This window comes from Pandoraea thiooxydans (assembly GCF_001931675.1).
Classification (GTDB): Bacteria; Pseudomonadota; Gammaproteobacteria; order Burkholderiales; family Burkholderiaceae; genus Pandoraea; species Pandoraea thiooxydans.
This window is the reverse complement of the sequence record NZ_CP014839.1, coordinates 1,385,657-1,405,492: the sequence shown is the minus strand read 5'-3', so window position 1 is coordinate 1,405,492 and position 19,836 is coordinate 1,385,657. Positions and strand designations below refer to the sequence as shown.

The 19,836-nt window shown below is 66.5% G+C and carries 18 protein-coding genes; 13 read left to right on the top strand and 5 right to left on the bottom strand.

Going from position 1 to position 19,836, the window contains the following annotated elements; genetic code table 11:
* Positions 1 to 147: 147 nt before the first annotated feature.
* The 6 genes from hyfB to PATSB16_RS06340 are packed head-to-tail and all read left to right on the top strand — an operon-like array spanning position 148 to position 7,301.
* Positions 148 to 2,154, top strand: a complete 2,007-nt coding sequence (hyfB, locus tag PATSB16_RS06365; RefSeq protein WP_047213233.1) for a hydrogenase 4 subunit B — start codon at positions 148 to 150, stop codon at positions 2,152 to 2,154.
* Positions 2,154 to 3,104 (top strand): respiratory chain complex I subunit 1 family protein, encoded by a 951-nt coding sequence (locus tag PATSB16_RS06360; RefSeq protein ID WP_047216325.1) that lies wholly within the window; start codon positions 2,154 to 2,156, stop codon positions 3,102 to 3,104. Before hyfB ends, PATSB16_RS06360 begins: the two co-directional genes overlap by 1 nt.
* Positions 3,105 to 3,764, top strand: a complete 660-nt coding sequence (locus PATSB16_RS06355; RefSeq protein ID WP_047213232.1) for a formate hydrogenlyase — start codon at positions 3,105 to 3,107, stop codon at positions 3,762 to 3,764. It begins immediately after the preceding gene.
* Positions 3,757 to 5,220 (top strand): hydrogenase 4 subunit F, encoded by a 1,464-nt coding sequence (locus PATSB16_RS06350; protein ID WP_047213231.1) that lies wholly within the window; start codon positions 3,757 to 3,759, stop codon positions 5,218 to 5,220. The genes PATSB16_RS06355 and PATSB16_RS06350 overlap by 8 nt, the downstream gene beginning before the upstream one ends.
* 3 nt (positions 5,221 to 5,223) lie before the next feature.
* A complete protein-coding gene (locus PATSB16_RS06345) occupies positions 5,224 to 6,774 on the top strand; it encodes a hydrogenase large subunit (RefSeq protein WP_047213230.1) in 1,551 nt (516 codons plus the stop codon).
* Positions 6,774 to 7,301 (top strand): NADH-quinone oxidoreductase subunit B family protein, encoded by a 528-nt coding sequence (locus PATSB16_RS06340; RefSeq protein ID WP_047213229.1) that lies wholly within the window; start codon positions 6,774 to 6,776, stop codon positions 7,299 to 7,301. The genes PATSB16_RS06345 and PATSB16_RS06340 overlap by 1 nt, the downstream gene beginning before the upstream one ends.
* Before the next feature lie 19 nt (positions 7,302 to 7,320).
* Here the strand turns inward: PATSB16_RS06340 and PATSB16_RS06335 are convergent, their stop codons facing one another.
* Genes PATSB16_RS06335 through PATSB16_RS06325 form a run of 3 tightly spaced genes read right to left on the bottom strand, consistent with a single transcriptional unit; the run spans position 7,321 to position 9,226 of the window.
* Complete coding sequence (locus PATSB16_RS06335; protein ID WP_047213228.1) at positions 7,321 to 7,752, bottom strand: VOC family protein; 432 nt, start codon at positions 7,750 to 7,752, stop codon at positions 7,321 to 7,323.
* On the bottom strand, positions 7,749 to 8,288 hold the full coding sequence (locus PATSB16_RS06330; RefSeq protein WP_047213227.1) for a helix-turn-helix transcriptional regulator: 540 nt from the start codon (positions 8,286 to 8,288) through the stop codon (positions 7,749 to 7,751). Before PATSB16_RS06330 ends, PATSB16_RS06335 begins: the two co-directional genes overlap by 4 nt.
* A gap of 38 nt (positions 8,289 to 8,326) precedes the next feature.
* Positions 8,327 to 9,226 (bottom strand): DUF72 domain-containing protein, encoded by a 900-nt coding sequence (locus PATSB16_RS06325; protein ID WP_047213226.1) that lies wholly within the window; start codon positions 9,224 to 9,226, stop codon positions 8,327 to 8,329.
* A gap of 81 nt (positions 9,227 to 9,307) precedes the next feature.
* Between PATSB16_RS06325 and PATSB16_RS06320 the strand changes: the two genes are divergently transcribed.
* The 6 genes from PATSB16_RS06320 to PATSB16_RS06300 all read left to right on the top strand — a co-directional run bounded on the left by PATSB16_RS06320 (position 9,308) and on the right by PATSB16_RS06300 (position 16,576).
* Positions 9,308 to 9,703, top strand: a complete 396-nt coding sequence (locus PATSB16_RS06320; RefSeq protein ID WP_047213224.1) for a BlaI/MecI/CopY family transcriptional regulator — start codon at positions 9,308 to 9,310, stop codon at positions 9,701 to 9,703.
* A complete protein-coding gene (locus PATSB16_RS20820) occupies positions 9,693 to 10,592 on the top strand; it encodes a M48 family metalloprotease (protein ID WP_047213223.1) in 900 nt (299 codons plus the stop codon). Before PATSB16_RS06320 ends, PATSB16_RS20820 begins: the two co-directional genes overlap by 11 nt.
* Positions 10,589 to 11,683, top strand: a complete 1,095-nt coding sequence (locus tag PATSB16_RS06315; RefSeq protein WP_047213221.1) for an efflux RND transporter periplasmic adaptor subunit — start codon at positions 10,589 to 10,591, stop codon at positions 11,681 to 11,683. The genes PATSB16_RS20820 and PATSB16_RS06315 overlap by 4 nt, the downstream gene beginning before the upstream one ends.
* A gap of 6 nt (positions 11,684 to 11,689) precedes the next feature.
* Complete coding sequence (locus PATSB16_RS06310; protein WP_047213220.1) at positions 11,690 to 14,761, top strand: efflux RND transporter permease subunit; 3,072 nt, start codon at positions 11,690 to 11,692, stop codon at positions 14,759 to 14,761.
* Positions 14,758 to 16,128 carry a TolC family protein gene (locus PATSB16_RS06305; RefSeq protein WP_047213219.1) on the top strand — a complete coding sequence of 457 codons (1,371 nt, stop codon included), beginning with the start codon at positions 14,758 to 14,760 and terminating at the stop codon, positions 16,126 to 16,128. The genes PATSB16_RS06310 and PATSB16_RS06305 overlap by 4 nt, the downstream gene beginning before the upstream one ends.
* A gap of 151 nt (positions 16,129 to 16,279) precedes the next feature.
* Positions 16,280 to 16,576, top strand: a complete 297-nt coding sequence (locus PATSB16_RS06300) for a YciI family protein (protein ID WP_047213217.1) — start codon at positions 16,280 to 16,282, stop codon at positions 16,574 to 16,576.
* Here the strand turns inward: PATSB16_RS06300 and PATSB16_RS06295 are convergent, their stop codons facing one another.
* Positions 16,577 to 17,500, bottom strand: a complete 924-nt coding sequence (locus PATSB16_RS06295) for a LysR family transcriptional regulator (protein ID WP_047213215.1) — start codon at positions 17,498 to 17,500, stop codon at positions 16,577 to 16,579. It lies immediately after the preceding gene.
* A gap of 199 nt (positions 17,501 to 17,699) precedes the next feature.
* On the opposite strand from PATSB16_RS06295, the gene PATSB16_RS06290 reads away from it, so the two are divergent.
* Complete coding sequence (locus tag PATSB16_RS06290) at positions 17,700 to 18,404, top strand: SDR family NAD(P)-dependent oxidoreductase (protein WP_047213214.1); 705 nt, start codon at positions 17,700 to 17,702, stop codon at positions 18,402 to 18,404.
* Positions 18,405 to 18,411: 7 nt separating this feature from the next.
* On the opposite strand, the gene PATSB16_RS06285 is transcribed toward PATSB16_RS06290, so the two are convergent.
* Positions 18,412 to 19,740: a chloride channel protein gene (locus tag PATSB16_RS06285; protein ID WP_047213213.1), complete on the bottom strand. Its 1,329-nt coding sequence runs from the start codon at positions 19,738 to 19,740 to the stop codon at positions 18,412 to 18,414.
* Positions 19,741 to 19,836 lie beyond the last annotated feature (96 nt).

The following is a 19,836-nucleotide window of genomic DNA, read 5'->3' as shown; positions in this document are numbered from 1 at the left end:
GCTCAGCGATAGGCTGCACGCCCGATGCGGCATCGATTCGCCAAATCCCGAATATGATAACGTTGTTATCATTTAGTGGTAACCTAATGAAACCCTCTGCGGGAATGGGAAAAGGCCGACTTTCCGGCGACACGGAACACGACACCGATGGAGCATTTACAGGTCATCCATGACGTACTGCTGGTGGCGGTCGGCTGGCTGGCGGTCGGCGCACTCGGGCTGCTGAACCTGCGCCGCACCCGCGCGGTGGCGCACGGATTGTTTCCGGTCGGAGCGGCCCTGGGTCTGCTGCTGTGCGGTTTGAGCCTCGTCAGCGTCTTTTCCGGGCCCCAGGAACTCATTCTCCCGCTCGGGTTGCCGGAGTTGCCCTTCCATCTGCGGCTCGACGGCTTATCGGCATACTTTCTCTTCGTTCTCGGGGTGGCCAGCACCGGCATCAGCGCTTTCTCCGCCGGATACTTCCGCAAGGGCGAGGGCACCCCGCCCGGCCTGCTATGTTTCGAATACCACGTGTGCCTGGCGAGTATGGTCCTGCTGTTGCTGGCCGACGACGCCTATTGCTTCATGGTGGCTTGGGAAACCATGACGGTGTCCGCCGTCTTTCTGGTCATGACCAACCATCGCATTGCCGAGATTCGGCGCGCAGCCAGTCTCTATTTTGTGATCTCCCACGTCGGCGCGCTGGCGCTGCTGCTGTGCTTCGGCTTGCTGCAGTCCAATACCGGTGACTACACCTTTGCCAACATGCGCCTTCAGCATCTGAGCGTATTTTGGTCGTCGACGGCATTCTTGCTGGCTTTATTCGGTTTCGGCACGAAATCAGGCATTTTCCCGCTGCACGTATGGCTGCCTGAGGCCCACCCCGCGGCGCCCTCGCCTGTGTCCGCGCTACTCAGCGGATTCGTGCTGAAGACCGGCCTGTATGGTGTGCTGCGTATCGTGTTCGACCTGCTGCACATCCAGGTGTGGTGGTGGGGAGCGCTCGTGCTCGCGCTCGGGCTCTTCACCGCACTGTTCGGCGTGGTATTCAGCACGATCCAGACGGACATGAAACGGCTGCTCGCCTATTCGTCGATTGACAATATCGGCCTGATGTTCGTCAGCATGGGACTGGCGATCCTGTTTCGCGCCTACGGCATGAATATGCTGGCAGCCCTGTCGTTGACCGCGCTGCTCTATCAGATCGCCAGCCACGCTACGTTCAAGACCCTGCTGTTCCTGGGTACCGGCTCCGTGCTGCACGCAACCGGGGAGCGCAATCTTGGGCGCCTCGGCGGACTGATTCGCTTCATGCCCTGGACGGCATGGCTGGTACTGGTCGGCGTGCTGGCCAGCGCGGGCTTGCCGCCGCTTGGCGGGTTCGTCTCCGAATGGCTGCTGTTGCAGAGCTTTCTCTTCACCCCGGGGTTGCCCAACCCGTTCCTGAATATGGCCGTGCCACTGGTGGCTGCGCTCATCGCGCTGGTCGCCGCGCTTGCCGGCTACACCATGGTCAAGTTCTTCGGCATCATCTTTCTGGGGCAACCGCGCGAAACCAAATTGCGCGACGCACGAGACGCAAACCGGTGGGAACGCGCCGGGTTCATGTGGCTGGCAGCCCTCTGCATACTGCTGGGCTTGCTGCCCGTGCAGTTCGTAAGCGTGCTCGATCGTGTGACCCAGATTCTGGTGGGCGCCGGCATCGGAGCGACAGTAGCAAGCCACGGCTGGCTGCTGTTGGCGCCCACCAGCGTCAGCCGCGCCAGCTATATGCCGGTGGTCTTTCTCCTGTTCTTCTGTGCCTGCTGCGCGCTCGCCTGGCTGCTCGTGCGCCGCCTCTATCGTGGCCGCACGCGGCGCGCGGCGCCATGGGGTTGCGGATATCCGTCCAGCAATGCCCGGATGCAGGACACCGCCGAAGGATTCGGCCAGCCGATTCGCGAGATTTTCACGCCGTTTTTCAAGATCGAACGGCATCTGCCCTCCCCGTTCGACACCGAACCCGCGTATAGCGTCACCGCCGTGGATCGCACCTGGCGCTGGATTTACGAGCCGGTGGTGTTTGCCGTCAAGGGCATCGCGGCGCTGGTCGGCGTCCTCCAGACCGGCCGCATTTCCATCTATCTGCTGCACAGCTTTCTTGTGCTCATCGCCTTGCTGATGGTGGTCAGATGATGCCCACACTCTCCGGGATTTTCTCGCAAGGACTCGAAATCCTGCTCGCGCTGGCGGCCGCGCCACTGCTCACCGGATGGGTCAACATATGCCGCGCCTGGCTGCAAAACCGTCGGCCGCCGAGCCTCTGGCAACCCTATCGGATGCTTCACAAGCTGTTCAACAAGGAGTCGGTCGTGGCCGAGCACGCGACGCCGGTGTTTCGCGGCGCACCTTACGTCGTGTGGGCCTGCATGACGCTGGCGTGCGCGATCGTGCCGACCCTGTCGACTGACCTGCCGCTGTCGCCGGCGGCCGACGCGATTGCGCTGGTGGGCTTGTTCGCGCTGGCGCGCGTCACGATTTCCCTGGCCGCGATGGACATCGGCACGGCCTTCGGCACGCTCGGCGCACGGCGGGAAATGCTGGTCGGGTTCCTGGCCGAGCCGGCCTTGCTGATGGTGCTGTTCTCGGCCTCGCTGCTCACGCAATCGACCCTGCTGACCAGCATCGCCGGCACGCTCAGCCACCGCGACCTGGCGATCTATCCCAGCCTGGCCTTCGCCGGCATCGCCTTTACGATGGTGTCGCTGGCGGAGAACGCGCGGCTGCCGGTCGACAACCCGAACACGCACCTCGAACTGACGATGATCCACGAGGCGCTCATCCTCGAGTATTCGGGCCGGCACCTGGCGCTCATGGAATGGGCCGCCAGCCTTAAATTATTCGCTTATTCCTGCATTGGCCTTGCCCTGTTCGTGCCGTGGGGCATCGCCGAGGCGGGCAACCTGATGGCGCTGCTGCTGGCGCTGCCACTGTTGGTTCTCAAGCTTGCCGTCGGCGGCGCCGCACTGGCACTGGTCGAATCCACCAACGCCAAGATGCGTCTTTTCCGCGTCCCCGAATTCCTGTCGATGGCGTTCCTGCTGGCCGTCATCGGCATGCTGGTCCATTTCCTGCTGGGGGCATAGATGCACGGCTTTGCCACGCAGATCATCAATTTCCTGGCAGCCATTCTGTTGTTGCTGTCGTTCGCGATGCTCAGCCAGCGCCGCCTTCTGGCACTGATCCATCTCTACACGCTGCAAGGCGTCATGCTCGTCCTGGCCAACCTTGTCCTGGCGCTCGCCACCGCCGATACCCACCTCTACGTGTCGGCCGCGCTCACGCTCGTGCTCAAAGTGGCGCTGCTGCCCTGGATTCTCTACAAACTGGTGCAACGGCTCAACGTAAAGGCCGACGTCGAACCGCTCTTGAATATCCCCGCGACACTCCTGGTCGGCATCGTGCTCGTCATCGTCGCCTTCAATGTCGCCTCCCCGGTCAGCCAGCTTGCCACCTCGGTCGCGCGCGGCACGCTGGGCATCGCACTGGCTTGCGTGCTGCTGTCCTTCATGATGATGATCACGCGCGCCAAGGCCATTCCCCAGGTGATCGGCTTTTTGTCGATGGAGAACGCACTGTTCTTCGCCGCGACCGCCGCCACCAACGGCATGCCGATGATCGTCGAACTGGGCATCGGGCTGGACGTGCTGGTCGGCCTGGTGATCCTTGGCGTATTCATGTTCCAGATTCGCGAGCAGTTCGACAGCCTGGACATTCATCACCTCGAAAAGCTCAAAGATGACTGACGCCCATACGCTGCTCCTGATTCTGGCGATTCCGCTGCTGGGCGGTGGTTGCCTGGCGTGGGTGGGGCAGCATCGCGCCGCCCCCGCGCTCAACATCGGATTCAGCTTCCTGACCTTCGCGGCCACCATGCTGCTGGCCGGGAAAATCGTCTCGCGCGGGCCAGCGGTCCTGCTCGATCAGCTCTTCTTCGTCGACCCCTTCAACGTATTCCTGGTCGCCTTGACCGCCTTCGTCGGCTGGACCACCGCGGTGTTTTCGCGGCCATACATGCGAATCGAATGCGATCGAGGCAAGATGACCGGCGCACGCATGCGGCTCTATCACAGCATGTACCAGCTCTTCATCTTTGCCATGCTGCTCGCGCTGCTGACCAACAACATGGGGATTCTGTGGGTCGCGATGGAAGCCGCCACGCTCACCACCGTGCTGCTGGTCAGCGTCTATCGCACCGCGGCGAGCCTCGAAGCCGCGTGGAAGTACTTCATTCTTTGCGGCGTTGGCATTGCCCAGGCGCTGTTCGGCACGGTGCTCCTCTACCTCGCGGCCAACCGCCAGCTCGGCGGCGCGGGCGACGCTTTGCTCTGGACCAGCCTGAACGCCGTCAAAGGGCATCTCGACCCCACCATCATGTCGCTGGCGTTCGTCTTCCTGCTGGTCGGCTACGGCACCAAGGTCGGCCTGGTGCCGATGCACAACTGGCTGCCCGATGCTCACGCCGAGGGTCCCACGCCCATTTCCGCCGTGCTCTCCGGCTTGCTGCTGAACGTCGCGCTCTACGCGGTGCTGCGCTGCAAGGTCCTGGCCGACGGCGCCCTCCACAACGGCTTGCCGGGCCATTTGCTGGTCGGCTTCGGACTGCTCTCGGTCGTGGTGGCGACGTTCTCGCTCTTCCGCCAGAAGGATGTCAAGCGGCTGTTTTCGTATTCGTCGATCGAACACATGGGGATGATGACCTTCGCCTTTGGCCTGGGTGGCCCGGTCGCGACCTTTGCCGGGCTGCTGCACATGACGGTGCACTCCCTGGTCAAATCCTCGATCTTTTTTTCCGTCGGCCACGCCACGCAAAAAACCGGCACCCAGGTCATCGACGACATTCGCGGCGTGCTGCGCGTGAGCCCCACGGTGGGATGGGGCATGATGCTGGGCTCGCTGGCGATCCTGGGGATGCCGCCTTTTGGCGTCTTCGCCAGCGAGTTCCTGATCGTCACCACCACCATGAGCAAACTGCCGTGGGCGGCGCCCATCCTGCTGATCACGCTGGCCGTGGCATTCACCACGGCCTTCTCGCGCGTGCGCCGCATGGTGTTCGGCGAGCCGACGGCCAAGGTCCTTGAACACTCGCCGGCCTTGCTGCCCGTATTCATCCATCTGGGCCTCGCCCTCATGCTCGGGCTATATATTCCGCCGCATCTGGCGACATGGTACCGGCAAGCCGCCGCCATGATTTCGGGGTAACGCATGCGCCTTGAACAACTTTCATTACCCAACCGGAATCGCTTGCCCAGCGTCGGCGACAGTCCTGCAACGATCGTGGCCCGCGTCGACGCCCGTGCCTGGATCGAGTTCGCCAGGATGGCACGCCAGGACGGCGCATGGCTGATCTCGCTGTGGGGCGGCCAGGAAAGCGAGGACACCTTCGCGGTCTCGGCGGCCTACGCACTGGAAGACGGTTTGCTATGGCTGCAACTGCCCATTGGCGAGCAGGACGGCTATCCCGATCTGTCGGCCCTCTTTCCCTGCGCGACGCGCATGCAACGCGCGCTCCACGATCTGCTCGGATTGCATGCGTCGGGGGCCGCCGATACCCGCCCTTGGCTCGATCATGGTCACTTGCCCGCCGGCGATTATCCGTTGCGGCGCGCCCCGGTCACGGCAACGCCAGGCTTGCCGCGACCCGACGACTATCCATTCGTGCCGGTGCTTGGCGACGGTGTCCACGAAATCGCGGTCGGTCCGATCCACGCCGGGACCATCGAGCCCGGACACTTCCGCTTCTCCGTCGTCGGCGAAAAAGTCCTGCGCCTGGAACAGCGCCTGGGCTATGCGCACCGTGGTATCGAACGCCAGTTCCTGGACATGCCGCTGCTCGGCGGACACCGCCTTGCCGGGCGCGTCGCAGGAGATTCCACGGTGGCATTCTCCTGGGCTTTCTGCATGGCCGCCGAACAGGCGCTGGGAACCGGCGCGCCGCCACGCGCGCACCATCTGCGCGCCATCCTGCTCGAGCGCGAGCGCGTGGCCAACCACCTCGGCGACCTCGGCGCGCTCGGCAACGATGCCGGCTTTGCCTATGGCCTGGCGCACTTCTCCCGCCTGAAGGAAGATTGGTTGCGCTTGAACGCCCAGGCATTCGGCCATCGTTACCTGATGGACCGGATCGTGCCGGGCGGCCTCGCGCAAGACGTCACGCCGCCGGTCGTCTCGGCCATCGTCGAGCAATGCGGCCAGATCGAACAGCAGGTTCGCGCAATGCAGCGCATTTACGACGAACAGTCGGGATTGCAGGACCGCCTCTCCGGCACGGGCCGGCTCGCGGCGGACGTGGCCGAACATTTCAGCGTGTACGGACTCGTCGGGCGCGCCAGCGGCCGTGCCATGGATGTGCGTGTCGATTACCCCCATGCCCCCTATCGCCAGGTGCCGGCGCGCGCCGTCGGCGATACGCGGGGCGATGTGGCTGGCCGGGTCGCGGTGCGCTTTAACGAAATTTACGAATCCCTGCGATTGATCCGCGCACTGACCGACGCCCTGCCGGCCGGCGAAATCCATCTGCCGGCCGCTCACCACGGAGCCGCCTCTTGCGGGATCGGCTGGATCGAAGGGTGGCGCGGCGGCGTGCTCGTCGCGCTCCAGACCGACGCCGCCGGGCGCATCGCCAGTTGCCATTGCCACGATCCGTCATGGCAAAGCTGGCCGGCGCTGGAGCACGCGATCATCGGGAACATCGTTGCCGATTTCCCGCTGATCAACAAATCGTTCAACCTCAACTACGCTGGACACGACCTGTAATGTGGCAACTCCTCAAACAGATCGCCCGCACCCGTGCCCCCGCCGAACCGGCACCGGCCGGCGAAGACGCCTGGCGTGCCGACGGCGAGCGCATTCACCAGGACATCCTCGACGTGCTCGGCCGCGCGTTGTGCATCCGTGAAATCGATGCCGGCTCCTGCAACGGCTGCGAGCTCGAAATCAACGCGCTCAGCAACCCGTACTACAACATCGAGGGACTCGGCATCAAATTCGTCGCCAGCCCCCGCCATGCCGACATGCTGCTGGTCACCGGCCCGCTCACGCTGAACATGCGAGATGCCGTGTTGCGAGCCTACGAAGCCACGCCCCATCCCAAACTGGTGGTCGCCGCGGGGGATTGTGCCTGCACTGGCGGCATCTTCCACGGCAATTACGCCGTCTGCGGACCGCTATCGAATCTCCTGCCGGTGGACGTCACGATCCCCGGTTGCCCGCCCCCGCCGATCGACATCCTGCGAGGGATCATCGCGGCCGTGCAAAACAAGCGCGCGGCATTGTGGCGGTGAGAAACGCGTATCAAACCGCCTAGGAAGCGTTCGCCTCGGCCGCGCCCGGCGGCATCTGAATCATTTTCCAGCCATTGCCGGCCGGATCGCGAAAACCCGCGTCGACACTGCCGTAGCGCTCGACCGGCTCCTGGGTGAATTCCACGCCGCGGGCCTTGAGGCGGGCGTAGCTCGCGCGGCAGTCCGACACCGCGAGCACCAATGGCGGCATGGCCCCCTTGGCGACCATCGCGCGCAAGGTGAGCGCGGTGGCGTCATCGTGAACCGGCGGGCCGGGCGCGAACAGGCCCAGTTGAAACAGAGGTTGTTCCGGATGCTGGACCGTGAGCCACCGATAGTCGCCGTTGCGCACGTCCGTATGAACGCGAAATCCGAGTTTTTCGACATAGAACGCCAGCGCTTCGTCCTGATCGTCGACATACAGGCCCACCACATTGATACCTTGCATCATGACACCTCCTTGGTTGATGGCCGCAATGTACCCGCGCCCATGCGACGGCGCTTCTCCAAAACTGCGCTGGTGAGATCGGGACGCTGCGCGGCCTTGAGCACGCAGGCGGGTACGCGGTCGAGCCGATCGCCGGCAGCCCTCGCCGCCACGCGCATGGCACCGGGGCTGCGGCCGGTGACGTCGCGAAAAATGCGGCCGAAGGTGCCCAGGCTCTCCCAGCCGGTGGCAAAGGCGATTTCAGTGATGCTGAGTTCGGTGTCGCGCAACAACGTGTTGGCCTGCTCGATGCGCCGCGTCAACAGGTAACGATGCGGCGGCATCCCATAGGCACGCTTGAAGGAGCGCGCGAAATATGCTTCCGAGACACCGCAAAGCGCCGCCAGACGGGCCACCGGCCAAGCCTCGTGAGAGGCGGCGTCCATCCTGTCCTTGGCGCGCAGCAAGCGGCGCAGTAAAGCGGGATCGAGCAATGGATCGTCCCGGGCCGGCGCGGGACGCGGAGCAGGCGAACGGGAGCGGCGGCGAGGCGTGGGCATGGATTCCAGGGAGCAGTCGATATGCGCGTAGTTTAGCGCTACGAACGAGTCAATATGCGCATCAAGGTCCTTCCGTTGCGCTGCCCCTGATCCTCATAGTTGTTATTGAAGAATGCCGCCACCGTGTGGCTGCGCGCGGCGAGTTGCTTGATTTTCCCGGCGAGCTCCGCCAGTTCGGCGTCGCTGTAATCGTAGTTGAAGCGCGCCGCCGAGCTGTTCAGCCCTTTTCGATTCCACGTCGCGGCGTTGCGTCCGTGCATGCGAACCACCGCCAATTCGGGCGACGTGACCTCCCAGATGGCCGGCACGCTGTTGACGAAACCCTGCGGCTCATCGACCACGGTGTGCACCAGCCCGCGGTCGGCCAGAAACCGGAGCACCTTGTCGCGGTGCTCCGGAGTAAACCACGAGCGGTGCCGGAACTCGATCGACAGGCGCAGCCCCGGCAGCCGCGCCATGCACGCTTCGATGTGGTCCAGCGCGGCGCCGCCGTAAAGCACCCACGGCGCGAACTGGAAATGCACCGCACCCAGGCGCCCCGCCTCGTGCAGCGGCGCGATGCCGGCGCGGTAATATTCCCAGAGCCGATCGACGATCGCCGCCGGCATGTCCTTGTAATAGATGTCCGTCTTGCCGGTGGGCGGCAAGGCTTCGCGCAGCTCGCGCGGCAGCGCCTCGATCGGCGTGCGATGCTGCGTGAACGCCCGGAAAGCCTTGATGTGAAAAACGAAATCGGCGGGCGTGCGCTCGACCCATAGCGCCGCGTTGTGGGCACTGGGCAGCGCGTAGTAGGCGCTGTCGACTTCGACCACCGGAAAGCAGCTTGCATAGAACTGCAGCCGCGCCGCGGGTGTTTTCGCTTCCGGCGGATAGAAACGTCCGCAGGCAACCAGCGACTTGTCCGTCCACGAGGCGGTACCGACCAGAATGCGCGACATGCCGCCTCCCCATGGCGAGCGCTGCGATAGGGCAAGTATAGGCGCTTGACCAATTTACGACGAACGTCGTAACATCGCCGCATGACACGTTATCGACTCCCTGCCGACGATCTGGAATACGCGGTGCTGAGCCTGCTCTGGCAGCTCGGCACGGGATCCGTCCGAACCTTGCACGAGCGCCTGGGCGAGCCCGCCGGGCGCGCCTACACGACCACCGCGAAAGTCGTCGACCGGCTGCGCGAGAAGGGCCTGATCGAGCGCCGTCGCGAGGCAGGCGGTTTCGTCTACAGCCCGGCCGTCAATCAGCAGGAAGTCGAGCGCGCCCGCGCACGTCATCTGATGACCCGCTTTCTCGGCGCGGCGCCGCATGCGGCAGTGGCCGCCCTGGTCGACGCGGTCGACGAGATCGATCCGGTGCTGCTCGAAGACCTCGAGCGCGCCATCCAAGCCAAACGAGGGCCGGGCCATGGAACGTGAATCGCTGTTGACGGTTCTGCTGATCCTGTTCGGCGGCCTGGCGGTCCAGCCGTTCGCGATGATATCGCTGCGCACGACGCCCGCGCCCGATGGCCGCAGCGCCGAACGCCGCGCCTGGCTGCGCCTGTGGCTGCCGGTCATGCCCGCGCTGATGGTCGCCGCCTGGCTGTGCGGCTGGGCGCTGCGCGAACCCGATCCGGTGCACGACCACCTCGATCGCTGGGTGCTGATCGGCGCATGCGTGCCGTTTGCCGTGGTGGTGTGGCGCGCGGCGCTGCGCGCGGTCTGGGCGCTCACGCGCGAGCCTTTCGATGCGGGCACCGGCGTTTGCACCGTCGGCCTGCTGCGGCCGCAAATTCTGTTCTCTCCGTTTCTTGCCAAGACGCTCGACGACGACATGATCGACGCGGCCTGGCGCCATGAACAGGCGCACGTCGAGCACCGCGATCCGCTGCGCATCTGGCTGGCCCAGCTTGCGACCGATCTGCAATGGCCGTGGCCAGGCGCGCGGCAGCGTTTCGATTCCTGGCTCGAGGCGCTGGAGCTGGCGCGCGACGACGAGGCGCGGCGGCATGGCGCCTCCGGCACGGCGCTGGCCGCCGCGTTGCTGAGCACCTTGCGGCGCTCGGCCTCGGGCGCCGAAGCACAGGCGCGGCGCAGTCGCACGCATCTGAGCGCGCATGCCTGCCTGACGGGCGACCCGCAAGCGCTGCAACGACGCGTTGCCCTGCTGCTGGCCCCGCTGGCCGAAGCCCCGGCGGCACCTCGCGCGATGACCCGCTTCCTGCAGATCGAGGCACGTTTCATATGCCTGCTGATGGCCGCCGGCATACTCGGCGCGCTCTACGGCGAACGCATTCTGCATCCATTACTCGCCTGGACATTTTGAAAACTCATCTGCCGATTCGCCAACGGCGCGCGACGGCCGCGTGGCTGCTCGCTCCCATGCTCTGCCTGGGCGGCGCGGGCCTGACGCACGCCGCCGCTGCAGCGCAGGCTGCCGCCACGCCAGCGCCGGCCGCGGTGACCGTGCAAGCCAAAACATTCTCGCCGCGCCTGAGCGCCTACGGCCAGGTCGTGCCCACCGCGATGGTCAAGGTTCGCGTGGTCAATGCCGGGGTAGTGCGTGAGCTGCGCGTGCTGCCGGGCAGCGTGGTAAGCGTCGGCGAAGTCCTCGCCAGACTCACCGGCACGCGCATGCAGGCCTTGCTCACGCAACGCGAGAGCGCCGTGCGCAGTGCCCAGGCACGGCTCGATACGGCGCGCCAGGCGCTGGCGATCGCGCGTCGCCAGCTCGCGGCGCAACTGAGCACCCGACAGGCGGTGGACGCCGCGGCCAGCGAACTTGCCGCCGCGCAAGCGGCCCGGCAAACCGCGCAGGCCCAGCTCGACGAAGCCCGCGATCTGCAGGTCTTGAAGGCGCCCACCGCCGGCGCAGTGGTCTCCGTGCAGGCCGCCGACGGCGAGGAGCTCACGCCCGGTCAGACGCTGCTGACCCTGCAGCCGGCCGGCAAGCTTTGGATTCGCGCCGAATACTTCGGCGTGGACGCCGCGGCGGTGCATGTGGGCATGAGCGGCCGTTTCGAGCCGGCCGGCGGCGGCACGCCGCTCGCGGTCAAGGTCACCACGGTCGGCGCGGCACTCGACGCCGACGGCGGCACGCAAGTCGGGCTGAGCCCCGCGCGGGCCGCGGGTGCCGTACCGTGGGCGAGCGGCCAATGGGGCACGGTCACGCTCGACGGCGCGCCGCGGGCGATGCTCGCGGTGCCCACCGCGTCGCTGATTCTCGATCGCGGCAACTGGTGGGTGATGGTGCGCACCGCGCACGGCGACGAGCCGCGCCGGGTCGTGCCCGGCCCGACTCGCGGATGGCAGACCTGGATCGCCTCGGGCCTGCGGCCCGGCGAACAGGTCGTCGCGCAGGACGCCTTCCTCGAGTATCACCGCGGCATCGCCCACTCGTATCAGCCGCCGGACTAAGCCGTCATGAACAGGAACGTCTCGCTATCGCGCGTGCTGCAGCGCCCGGTACTATGGTTGCTCGTGCTCGGCGGGGTGCTGCTCTATGCCGCCTACGCGTTCGTCCATACCCCTGTCGAAGTACTGCCGCAGTTCGACTTTCCGCAAGTCAGCGTCACAGCGCACCTGCCGGGCACCACCGCCACCGAGCTCGAGCGGCTGGTGGTCAATCCGCTGGAGAGCCAGATCCTGACGCTGACCAACCTCGCCAGCGTGCGCTCGACGATGGGCAACGGCACGGTCGAGATCGACGTGCGGTTTCGCCAGGGCAGCAACGCGCAGCTCGATCTGCAAAGCATCAACGGCGCGCTCGATCGGGCCCGCCCCGATTTGCCGCCGCAGGTCGATCCGGTCGCGCAGATCATGGGCAATGCGATCAACGAGGTGGCCGACTACACCGCGCAGATTCCAGCCGACGTCGCACCCGCACAGGTGCAGCGAGCGGTGCGCGCGAACGTCGTGCCGGCGCTGCGGGCGATCCCGGGGGTGCAATTCGTGCATGTGTTCGGCACGGGTGACGAGGCGCTTTGGATTCAGCCCGATCTCGACGCGATGCGGCGCTATGGCGTGCCGGTGACGGCGCTGGCGCGGGCGGTCAAGGCGCAGGTGCTGCTCGAGCCGGCCGGCTTCGTGACCATGGGCCACAACGACGTGCTGATCGAGGCGCGCCACCTGCCGGTGCACATCGCGCAGCTCGAGCGGGTGCCGGTGACGACGCCGCACGGGGTCATATCGCTGAGCGCACTGGCGCGCATCGTGCGCGCCGGCGTGCCGACGCACAATGCCGTCGCGCTGGACGGCCGCCCCAGCATCGCGCTGACCATCGTCAAGCAGCCAGGCGCCTCCACGCTGGCGGTCACCGGCGCGGTGCAACGCACACTCGAGCAGACGCTGCCGCAGTTGCCGTCCGGCGTTCATTGGGTGCGCACCTACAGCCAGGGCCATCTGGTGCATCTGGTAGGCACCGATCTGGGCCGCAACCTGCTGATCGGCGCGGCGCTCGCGGTGCTGGTGCTGTTCTGGGTGCTGGGCGCCGGGCGCGGCATCGTCGCCCTGGCCACCAGTATCCCGCTCTCGCTGGCGCTGGCCATTGCCGCCCTGCACGCCTTCGGACAAGACCTGAATCTGATGACGTTCGGCGCGCTGACGGTCGCCGTCGGCCTGCTCGCCGACGATGCGATCATCGTGCTCGAGAGCATTTATCACCGCTGGGAGCAGGGCGACGCGCATTGGGACGGTATCTGGGCCGGCCTGAAGTCGATCGTGATTCCCGACATCACCGGCACGCTGACCAACATCGCGATCTACGTGCCGCTGCTGTTCGTCGGCGGTCTGGTGGGCCTGTTCTTCATTCCCTTCTCGCTGGCAATGATTCTGGCGCTGCTGGCCTCGCTGCTGGTCTCGCTGACTTTCACGCCGCTGAGCCTGGGCTTTTTGCGCGCCAGGCCGAGCGCCGGCACCAGCGGCGGGCAGCGCCTGCTGCGGCGCCTGCAGCAGGCCAACGAGAAGCTGTTTCAGTGGGTGGCGCGCGCGCCGCGCACCAGCCTGGCGATTACCTTCGGCGTGCTGGCGTTGAGCCTGGTGGGGCTCGTGCTGGTGCCGATCAGTTTCCTGCCGTTACCCAACGAGGGAGCGCTGCTCGAGTCTTTCACGCTGCCGCCCGGCAGCTCGCTGCTCGACACGCGCGCGGCGGTCGGCACCATTACCCAAAGCCTGCTCAAGGACCCGGCCGTCGCGCATGTCTATGCGCGCATCGGTTCGGCCTCCTCGACGTCCTATACGGAGCCGGCCTACGCGGGTGAAATCCAGGTGGTGCTCAAGCCCGGCGTCAGCGTCAATGCGCTCGATGCGATCGGCGAGCGCATCCAGCGCGAATCGCAACTGCCCGGCGTGCAGCTCGCGGTCGATACGCCCACCATCGAGCGGGTCGGCGAGAGCCTGTCGGGCCTGCCGCAGCCGTTCGTGATTCATCTGTTCGGCAGCAACGTCGCGCAGCTGCGCAAGCTCTCGGAGGTCATTGCCGCCAAACTGCATCAAATACCCGCGCTGAGCGACGTCTTCAACAACGACGGTTACCCGGTCACGCAGTTGCAAATCGAGCCCGACACCCAGGCGCTGGCGGCTCACAAAATGACGCCGGCCTCCCTTTACACGCAGCTCGACGCGCTGATCAACGGCAGCATCATCAGCCGCGTGCCCGAGGGCAACGTGCCGCTGGCGCTCTATTTGCGGCTGGCCGACGCGCCGCAGCGCAGCATGGAGCAACTCGCTTCGCTGCCGATTCGCACGCCCGGCGGCTGGACCCCGCTGTCGCAGCTCGCACGCATCGAACTCGGCAACACCCCCAACCAGATCGAACACATCGCCGGCGCGCGCGCGCTCGACATCCTGGCCACGCCCAACGGCCCGATCGGCAGCACCATCGCGGCCGTGCGGCACGCGCTGGCCGACGTGCACCTGCCGGCCGGCTACCGGATCGCCTTCGGCGGGCTCTACGCGCAGATCGAACAGGCGGCGCTGGGGCTGCTGGTCGCCGCGCTGACGGCGTTCGCGATCATGGTCGGCATTCTGCTGCTGCAATTCGACGGCCTGCTGATACCGGCCATCCTGCTGCTCGAAATTCCGCTTGCGCTGACCGGCGGCACGGTTGCGCTGGTGGTCAGCGGCGTGGGCCTGAACGCCACCGGCATGATCGGCTTTCTGACGCTGATCGGCATCGGCCTGCGGCACAGCATCGTCCTGCTCGACCGCGTGCGCCACAACGAGGCCGCCGGCATGCCGGTGGAGCAAGCCGTGCGCGAGGCCATCCAGGTGCGCTTTCGCCCGATCATGCTGACCGCCATCACCGCCATGCTGGGAATGCTGCCGACCGCGCTCGGACTCGGCGAGGGCGCCGCCCCCGAGCAGGGCCTGGCCGTCGTGATTCTCGGCGGATTGATCTGGAGCGCGGTGCGCAGCACCAACCTGATTCCGGCGCTGTACCTGCACTGGCGGCGCAAGCAACTCGCACGCGTGGCGCAACGCAAGGAGCCGGCATGAAGCCGATGAACGTCCCGCGCCTGCTGCGCATCGGCCCGGCGCTTGCCTTGTGCGGCGTGCTGGCGGCCTGTGCGACCTATACCCCGAAACCATTGCCGAACAACGTCGCCTGGCGCGACAGCGCCGCCGGCCCGCGCGTGACCACGCGCGAGCTCGCACTGCCCGCGCTTGCCGCGCAACGCATCGATTTGCAAGCGCCGCTCGACATCTCGGCAGTGGCCGCGCTGGCGGTACTCAACGATCCGCGCCTGCAGGCCGCGCGCGACCGGGCCGGCGTGGCACGCGCCCAGGCGTTCGCCGCCGGCTTGCTGCCCGTGCCGAAATTTTCGGCCGAGCGCGACATTCCGCAAGGACAATCCGACGCCACCACTACCGCCTACAACCTCGGCCTGAGTCTCGATCTCGATCAACTGATCACGCGCGGCGCGGCAGTCTCGGCCGCTCGCGAGCACGTGCGGGCGGTCGACCTCGGCATCCTGTGGCAGGAATGGCAAACCGCATCGGCGGCCGAGCTCGACTACATCGCCCTGGTCGGGCTGCGCGAGCGCGACCGGTTGCTCCAGACGCGCCGCCGCGCCATTGCCGCGCGGCTGGGGCGCGAGCGCGCCGCCGCGGCGGCCGGCATCGCGCCGCGCACAACGGCCGACGCCGATCTGATCGTACTGAGCACCGTACAGCAACAACTGGCCGCCGACGCGCGCCAGCGCGCGGCCAGGCAAGGCGAGCTCGACGCCATGCTCGGACTGCCGCCCGGGCAGGCGCTGAGCCTCGCCGGATTACCCCGCTTCGACCCCGCGGCGGTGCGCGCAGCAGCCGGCTCGCTCGACCGGCTACCAAAAATCCGGCCCGACCTGATGGCCCTGCGCGCCGGCTATGCAAGCCAGGAGCAGACGCTGCGCAAGGCCGTGCTGTCGCAGTTCCCGTCGGTGGGCGTGACGCTCTCCCGCGCGCGCGACACCTCCAACGTGCATACCCTGGGATTCGCCATCGACTTCAGCCTGCCGATTCTCAACGGCAGCCCCGGCAGGATCGCCGTAGAGCGCGCCACGCGCCGCGCGCTCTACGATGCCTATCGCGTGCGCCTGCAGCAGGCGCATACGGAGGTGGCGCGAGCGCTGGCCGACCTGACCATCCTGCAACAGGAACAATCCTCACTGCGGGCCTCCCTGCCCGCCTTGCAAAGCGCCGCACAGGCGGCCGGCGCCGCGCTGCGCTCCGGCGAAATCACCCTGCCGCAGGCACAGCGGCAAGCGCAGGCGCTGCTCGACCAGCAACTGGCCCTGCAGGCCAACGCCCAACAGATCGCCGAGCGCACCGTGGCGCTGCAACTGCTGACCGGCAGCGGCATATTCGCGGCAAAAGGATAGAATGCCGAACTGTACGGGAGCCGTGCCCCGATCCGGTCGATCTGCATCGCCGGCAGGCACGGCAAAGCGCTGGAGAGCGCCAGCAACCCCCTGCCGGCCGAGACGAACCGGGGTCCCGGAAGCGTTGTTCCGGCAGCCCAAGGAGAAATCGATGTTTATTGTTTTGCTTCGCTACGTGAAACCCATCGAGGTGGTCGAGGGCCACGTCCAGGAACACAGGGATTATCTGGCGCGTCACTATGCGGCCGGACACTTCGTGGCCTCCGGGCCCCAGGTGCCGCGCGTGGGAGGCGCCATTCTCGCCCACGGGCTATCTCGGCCGGAACTCGACGCCGTGCTCGCCGAGGATCCCTTTCATCGGGAGCAGGTTGCGCAATATCAGGTCATCGAGTTCGACGCGACCAAAGTCGCCCCCGGGTTCGAGGCGCTGCTCTCGCCCGGGCGCTGATCAGCCCGGCTCCTGCTGCCGGCAGACCGCAACAAACAACCGCCGCAACCAACGGTGGGCCGGGTCGGCCTCCAGCCGCGGATGCCACATCAACGAAACCGTGATGGCCTCGGTGGCCACCGGCAGCTCGAACGCGTGTATCGCCGCGCCATCGCCCGCGCCGGCCGGCTGCGCGCGCAGGATCGAGGCCGGCACCAGCGCCACCAGATCCGAGGCGCGAGCCACGGCCAGCGCCGCTGAAAAACTCGGCACGATAGCCGTCACGGTGCGTGCCGAACCCAATGCCGCGAGCGCCGCGTCCACCGGGCCGCTCGCACGCCCCCGGCGCGACGCGACCACGTGGCCGAATGCCAGGTAGCGCGCCAGCGTCACGTCGCCCTCGGCGGCGAGCGGATGCCCGCTTCTGACGACACCCACGAAGCGATCGCGAAACAGCGCCTGCACGCGCACTTCCGGCCCCATCTCGCCCAGCACGCCGACCTCCAGGTCGGCCGCTCCTTCGCGCAAGGGCGTCGCAGTCTTCTCCGCTTTGGCGGCAAAGCGCAAGCGCGCCAGTGGCGCGGCCGCGGTGACTGCCGCGATGAGCGATGCGCCAAAAACTTCCACGAAACCCTCGTTGGTCCGGATCACAAAGGTGCGATCCAGCGCCGGCAAATCGACTTCCGTCGCCGCGGGCCGCAGCACGGTGCGAGCCTGCTGCAGCGCATCCCGGGCGCGCTCGCGCAGCGTCTGGGCGTGCGGCGTGGGCACCATGGCGCGCCCCGCGCGCACCAGCAACGGATCATCGGTGGCCGCGCGCAGGCGGGCCAGCGTGCGGCTCATGGCCGAGGCGCTCAGGCCCAGCCGGCGCGCCGCTCCCGCGACACTGCCTTCGGCGAGCAGCGCATCGAGCGCGACGAGCAGGTTCAAATCGAGTTCAGCCATGCGCGAATCCTAGCACGCAGCCATGGGCCGGGGCGCCCGGCCGGCGGACATGGCGTGTGACGCATGCAAGCAGTGCATCCGCCGCGCCTTCCGCCATGGCCGGCGCGTCGCTATATTGGCCGGGCCGGCTCGCTCCACGTTGCCGCCGACCATGCGTCGGCCGCCTGCGCGAAGCCGTCTTGTCCCCAAGGAGTCGCCCATGCAACATCCATCGCCGCATAAAACCGCCCTGCTCGTCGGAGCCTCCCGTGGGCTCGGGTTTGCCATGGTCGAGGAATACCTGAAGCGGGGCTGGCGGGTTATCGCCACCGCCCGGGCGAACTCGACGGAACGCTTGCGCCGCCTCGCCCAGGATGGCGCCGGCATGCTCGAAGTCGAGACCGTCGACATCACGCGCGAAGACGAAATCGCGGCTTTGCGCACACGCCTGGCGACGCGCCGGCTGGACCTGCTGTTTGTGAATGCGGGCGTCAAGAACGATGATCGCGAGACGATCGCCGATGTCTCGACCGGGGAGTTCGTTCGTGTGATGGTGACCAACGCGCTGGCGCCGATGCGAGTCGTCGAGGCGTTCGAGGATCTCGTCGCGCCGGACGGCACGATCGGCGTAATGTCGTCCGGTCAGGGCAGCGTCGCCAACAACCAGAACGGCAACTACGAGGTCTATCGCGGCAGCAAGGCCGCGCTCAATATGTTCATGCGCAGCTTTGCCGCGCGCCACGCCGGCGACTCACGCGCCCTGTTGCTGATGGCGCCTGGCTGGGTACGCACCGATATGGGCGGGCCCGATGCGCGCCTGAGCATCGACGAGAGCATTCCCGCGCTGGTGAGCGTCATCGAGACGCAGCAGGACCGCCCCGGGTTGCAGTATCTGGATTATCTCGGCCGCGTCGTGCCCTGGTGAGCGCCGGTCATGCTGCCGGTTGCTTGTGCTCGTTACTGTGATAGCGCTCCGACAGCGCCTCGTACAGCGGCGGCGCAAAGAAGCTCGAGACGCGGCTGGAGATAAGCGCGGTGGCCATCAGCGCGATCACCAGCGCGTGACCGTTGATCATCTCGATGACGATGACGAACGCGGTGATCGGGCTCTGCGTGACGGCGGCCAGATAGCCGACCATGCCCAGCGCGATAAGCATCGGCAACTGCATTTGCGAAAACACCAGGTGCAGCGTATTGCCGATGCCTGCGCCGATTGCCAGCGACGGCGCGAACAGCCCGCCCGGCGAGCCCGGCAAATACGAGCCGACCATCGACACCATTTTGAGCGCCGGGTAAAACACCGTGAAGTGACCGCGCTGATCCAGCATCGAGCGCGCTTCGGCGTAGCCGCTGCCGAACGTGTGGCCGCCCGAGGCCACGCCGACCACGGCGATCACCAGACCGAACAGGGCGCCGAAGTAAACCGGGCGCTTGGCGCGCAGCGCGAACACGGAGGCCGGCATCCAGCGCGAGGTATTGAGCAGCAGCCAGCAGAAGATGCCGCCGGCGCAGCCCGCGAGCACGCCGATCATCGCCACGGCCACGACCAGCAGATCGGGAAAGCGCGAGCCGATATTGATGGTGCCGAAATAAGTGTAGTTGCCCTGCAGACCCAGCGAGACGATACCGGCGAAGATAATCGCGGTGATCAGCACCCCGCTGGTACGCTGCTCGAAACTGCGGGTCAATTCCTCGATGGCGAACACCACCCCGGCCAGCGGCGCATTGAACGCGGCCGACAATCCTGCCGCGGCGCCGGCCAGCGCCAGCCGCCGCTCCAGCGCGACGCCGCGCATCGCACGGAAGCGCTTCGGATAGAAGCGGCGCAGGTTATACATCAACGCCGAACCGACGTGAATGGTCGGACCCTCGCGGCCAATCGTCAGGCCACCGAGAATCGCAAGAAACGACACCAGAATCTTGCCGATCAGAATGCGGATCGTGAGCAGCCGCTCGCCCAGCTCGGCCGGCCCGTGCAGCATCGCGATCACCTGCGGGATACCGCTGCCCTCGGAGCCCTTGAAGAATTTCAGCGTGATCCACACGCACGCCGCGCTGACCGCGGGCGTGACCAGCAGCGGCAGCCACGGATAATGTTTGGCGACATGCAGGAATGCGGCATAACCGACGTCGATCAATTCAGCGTAAAGCACGGCGATCAGACCCACCGCAATGGCGCCAAGCCAGAAAATGCCATAGTGGAGCCACAGCCGGTAGGCGCGCTGGAATGTCCGTTGATCCATCAGGTAGCGCAATTGCATGGTTTCGGGGGGAAAGGCGAAAGCCTGCCATTATAGCCCTGTATGCCTGGCGCGCGACCCTGTATTACCCTGCCCGACGCCATTCGCCGCGAAAAT

Excerpts from the sequence above, each read along its gene's own strand:
- PATSB16_RS06305 (WP_047213219.1), top strand. The coding sequence starts at position 14,758 with ATGAAGCCGATGAACGTCCCGCGCCTGCTGCGCATCGGCCCGGCGCTT.
- PATSB16_RS06300 (WP_047213217.1), top strand. The coding sequence starts at position 16,280 with ATGTTTATTGTTTTGCTTCGCTACGTGAAACCCATCGAGGTGGTCGAG.
- PATSB16_RS06325 (WP_047213226.1), bottom strand. The coding sequence starts at position 9,226 with ATGTCGCGCATTCTGGTCGGTACCGCCTCGTGGACGGACAAGTCGCTG.
- PATSB16_RS06345 (WP_047213230.1), top strand. The coding sequence starts at position 5,224 with ATGCGCCTTGAACAACTTTCATTACCCAACCGGAATCGCTTGCCCAGC.
- PATSB16_RS06360 (WP_047216325.1), top strand. The coding sequence starts at position 2,154 with ATGCCCACACTCTCCGGGATTTTCTCGCAAGGACTCGAAATCCTGCTC.
- PATSB16_RS06320 (WP_047213224.1), top strand. The coding sequence starts at position 9,308 with ATGACACGTTATCGACTCCCTGCCGACGATCTGGAATACGCGGTGCTG.
- PATSB16_RS06340 (WP_047213229.1), top strand. The coding sequence starts at position 6,774 with ATGTGGCAACTCCTCAAACAGATCGCCCGCACCCGTGCCCCCGCCGAA.
- PATSB16_RS06335 (WP_047213228.1), bottom strand. The coding sequence starts at position 7,752 with ATGATGCAAGGTATCAATGTGGTGGGCCTGTATGTCGACGATCAGGAC.
- PATSB16_RS06350 (WP_047213231.1), top strand. The coding sequence starts at position 3,757 with ATGACTGACGCCCATACGCTGCTCCTGATTCTGGCGATTCCGCTGCTG.
- PATSB16_RS06295 (WP_047213215.1), bottom strand. The coding sequence starts at position 17,500 with ATGGCTGAACTCGATTTGAACCTGCTCGTCGCGCTCGATGCGCTGCTC.
- PATSB16_RS06310 (WP_047213220.1), top strand. The coding sequence starts at position 11,690 with ATGAACAGGAACGTCTCGCTATCGCGCGTGCTGCAGCGCCCGGTACTA.
- hyfB (WP_047213233.1), top strand. The coding sequence starts at position 148 with ATGGAGCATTTACAGGTCATCCATGACGTACTGCTGGTGGCGGTCGGC.
- PATSB16_RS06330 (WP_047213227.1), bottom strand. The coding sequence starts at position 8,288 with ATGCCCACGCCTCGCCGCCGCTCCCGTTCGCCTGCTCCGCGTCCCGCG.
- PATSB16_RS06290 (WP_047213214.1), top strand. The coding sequence starts at position 17,700 with ATGCAACATCCATCGCCGCATAAAACCGCCCTGCTCGTCGGAGCCTCC.
- PATSB16_RS20820 (WP_047213223.1), top strand. The coding sequence starts at position 9,693 with ATGGAACGTGAATCGCTGTTGACGGTTCTGCTGATCCTGTTCGGCGGC.
- PATSB16_RS06355 (WP_047213232.1), top strand. The coding sequence starts at position 3,105 with ATGCACGGCTTTGCCACGCAGATCATCAATTTCCTGGCAGCCATTCTG.
- PATSB16_RS06285 (WP_047213213.1), bottom strand. The coding sequence starts at position 19,740 with ATGCAATTGCGCTACCTGATGGATCAACGGACATTCCAGCGCGCCTAC.